We start from the raw sequence: 3535 nt of genomic DNA, 5'->3' as shown, positions 1-3535 counted from the left end.
GAATCAAATCTGAAAGCTCTTGCCGTACAAAAAGTGGGTTAGCTAACTTTTCTTCAACATACTCTGGACTGATAACTATGCCGATTTTTTGAGCTGCTTGGTTCAACAATGCTTCTTGAACAACAGCATCAAAAGCAAATACTTGAGGATCAAGATTGATACCCATTGATTGCAAAATCAAATCAGCTGATTGGCCATACTTTTCACGAAAAATAGCCATATACTGTTGGTGCATTGTTGCTTTGCGCATAAAATCAGAGGGAGAAATTTTTTGTTTATTAATTTTTGCAATCCACGAAGCCGTTCTGCCCATCTTGAAAAGCTCTGGTAAAGTAAAAATACCCGCCATTGCTAAAATTACGATCCATAAAATAATCTTGTAAGCTTTGCTTTTAAAGCTTCTGCGTATCGCCATGATCATGTGGAGTGCCTTTCTTCTGCTACTGCCTATAGAATAAAACAATAATTAATTAACACGTTATAATACGAACATCTTTTAATTTTTCTTCTTGTTCAAGTTTTTTGACCAAAGAATCAAGCTCTGATTTATCATCGAACTTTTCAGTCATGACTTGATACCATGCAACGAATTTACCACGCGATGTTCTGCTTTGGCGTTTTTTGACCACAACAGAAACCTCTTTACGCGCTAATCGTTGAGCAAATTGCTCTGCTGCATGCTCTGTACCAAAACCAGCAAGCTGTGCATAATATTCCGCACTTGGCGTTGCGTCTTTATCATCACTTACATCATCAACGTTATCGTTATTATCAGCTAATGCAGATTGCACAACTGATACAGGTTCTAATGCTGACCCAACGGTTACATCTTGTGTATCATTATTTGCAGATTTCACTTCTGCTTGTGCAGGATCAAGAGACGCTACGGATGATGCGCCATTTTCTTCATCCTCACTACTTTCTTCGGTGTCTCCACTATCGCACAAAGAACACAAAGAAGAGTAAATCTGATCACTAAATGATTCTTGATCAATCTTATTGGTGAATGCCGTGACAGAATTTCTTTGCCCCAAAAAATAACCGCCAACAAATAGCATAAAATTAAATAATAAAACGCCAGAAACAATCATGCTTACATGTCTGTTACGCACAAAAAGTCCTTCATTTTTTTCAAACACAATGCATCCCTTCTTTATTCAAATAACGTCATTAATCTGTCTGACAACTGCTCTATATATAAATCAACGTCAAATAAAGTCAAGTTAATCGACACTATTTCCGATGGCGGGATAGCATGAATACCTTCTGCCTGTAAAGCTTTTTGCAAGGTACGATCAAGCATACGCCAAAAAGTAAGCTGTCGTTTTGCATAGTTACGCGTCTTTTGTTGAATCGTATGCACAACAAGTTTTAACGCTTGTTCAGAATGCTCACCGTCAAGATAGTGCAGCAAATCATCGTAACCAATTATTTTTTTTGATCGCAAAAATTGCTCCCATGGCGTACCACGTAATGCAGTAACTTCCTCAACCCACCCAGCCCTGAGCATTTCATGAACGCGTGCATCTATCTTTGCATACAACTCATGACGCTCTCTGAGTAATGATACTAATAAAAATGGACAAGGCGGTTCGTATATCGGTGCCTGTTCGGAAGGCTTTTGTCCAGTCGCATGCCAAATTGCTAACGCACGCTTAATGCGGTAGGCGTCATTCGGATTAATGGCAGCAGCGCGATCAGGGTCAACCTCATGCAACATGCGCCATGCTTGATCAACCGGTAACGTATCATACCGACTATGGTCAATAGGAATAGGCGAAACGGGTGGATAAAAAATAGACTTAAGATAAAACCCAGAACCACCGACTAGAATCGGCAGATTGCCTCGTTGCCAAATATCGTGCAATGTTGTAAAAAGTTTTGCCCTATATTCGGCCACCGTAAAATTGCGCGCTTCATCTACGACATCAAAAAGATGGTGAGGAACTGGCATCGATCGCCAATCGGGCTTGGCAGTACCAATAGAAAGAGCCGTATAAAACTGCCCCATATCAAGATTAACAATTTCAGCAGGAACTTTTTGCGCAATGTTCAGCGCAAAATCAGTCTTACCAACCGCAGTTGGGCCATAAATAATAAACATATATGGTTGTTTTAATTTCATAATACCTGTCTTGATAAGAAAAAGGGCTTGATATACTCAAACCCTTTTTCTTTGTTATTTTTTTCAGTACTCAAACCTTATTATAATGTAGTCATAATCTCCGGTTGTTTATAATGCCGAGCATTTACTAACGACCTTAATTGCTCCATTGCCATATCTTCCTGCATGTTTTCAACAATGGCTATTTCTTCAACAAGCAATGCTTCAGTCTGAACTAATAAACCCTTTTCGCCAAAAGACAGTTCTTTTTGCGCGGCCATACATTTAAGATCTCTGTAAATCATGCATATTTCGCTCAGATTACCGCTTCTGAGTCTGCATTGATAATCTTTATTTCTTTTATTCCAATTATTACTGATCACTAAATCATGCGATACACTTTGCAATGGTTGAGAAAGAATCGCAAAAATATCATTTATTTTTTCACGAGAGCTCAACCGACGGACACCAACAGCATCTAAATTATTAGTTGGCACCAAAATAGTCATATCTTTATTAACAAATTTTAATTCAAAAAAATTTGCTGTTGCACCAGCTACTTTTTTTTCAACAACACGACTGATTTTTGCAACACCGTGACCGGCATAAACAACTTTTTCGCCAAGAACAAACATAGCCACCCTCTCTTAAAAGGGAAACTTTATCCTTAGAAAAAGCTCATACTCAATGTGTGAGGATAGCACAAAAAAATTCATTTTAAAATGAATAGAAAATACCCATCACAAACAACATTAAAAATCTAAATTCACCGTATTATCAGCTGGCAAACCTTTTTGCAAAAAAAAGTTCACTATGCATGATGCAACAACAACCGGTGGGACCCACCAATATTTGGATAACCAAGATTTCCAACTCATGGCCGCATCAAGTTCATAACCATCAAGGAGCTCTGTAAGTTGATCAACAATCGCATCAAGTGAATTAAGCAATTCGGGAATAGGCAAAGCAGCTATGGCATTATATAAAGTAATAACCTCTTTTGCGGTCGGCATTTTTTTCATATTCGAATGACAACTCGACCGACCAATTAACAAGAGCAACGTTATAAATTCCTGTAAAAACAGTACGTCATTAATTCCCCTGTATGATACAAAATCATGCTGCCATAAAAAAAATATCGGCTTATAATTTTGCATCTCTTTTACTTTTCTCACGCATGCCTGAATTCTTTCATGCTTAAATGGAACCTGCGTAAAATCACAAACCATGGCTGTATTTGCAGGAGATAGATGATATTTTAACAATATATCGACAGTCTTTGTAAGCCGCTTGATATGATAAAATCGCATATTATTAGCAAGTACAAAATCGACCTGATCGTCCGATTCATTCAATATATTAAGCAACACACTAAAATGATCACGCACCTCATTTTCTGCAATACGCATACCGCTTAAAGTAACCTCGCAT

Annotated in this window: 5 protein-coding genes; all 5 read right to left on the bottom strand. The window is 38.0% G+C overall.

What is annotated here, in order from left to right; all coding sequences use genetic code 11:
* The coding region (locus NTX86_00060; protein ID MCX5921715.1) for a SurA N-terminal domain-containing protein at positions 1 to 421 on the bottom strand (421 nt) is incomplete at its 3' end.
* Positions 422 to 470: 49 nt separating this feature from the next.
* Positions 471 to 1139, bottom strand: a complete 669-nt coding sequence (locus NTX86_00055) for an SPOR domain-containing protein (GenBank protein ID MCX5921714.1) — start codon at positions 1137 to 1139, stop codon at positions 471 to 473.
* A gap of 14 nt (positions 1140 to 1153) precedes the next feature.
* Entirely contained in the window at positions 1154 to 2125 is a 972-nt protein-coding gene (gene miaA, locus NTX86_00050) for a tRNA (adenosine(37)-N6)-dimethylallyltransferase MiaA (protein ID MCX5921713.1), read from the bottom strand.
* Positions 2126 to 2205: 80 nt separating this feature from the next.
* Entirely contained in the window at positions 2206 to 2739 is a 534-nt protein-coding gene (locus tag NTX86_00045) for a hypothetical protein (protein ID MCX5921712.1), read from the bottom strand.
* 117 nt (positions 2740 to 2856) lie between these two features.
* The coding region (locus NTX86_00040; GenBank protein MCX5921711.1) for a hypothetical protein at positions 2857 to 3535 on the bottom strand (679 nt) is incomplete at its 5' end.

Source organism: Candidatus Dependentiae bacterium, from assembly GCA_026389015.1.
Classification (GTDB): domain Bacteria; phylum Babelota; class Babeliae; order Babelales; family Vermiphilaceae; genus JAPLIR01.
Note: the sequence above shows the minus strand (reverse complement) of the source record. Positions and strands in the feature narration are given on the sequence as shown.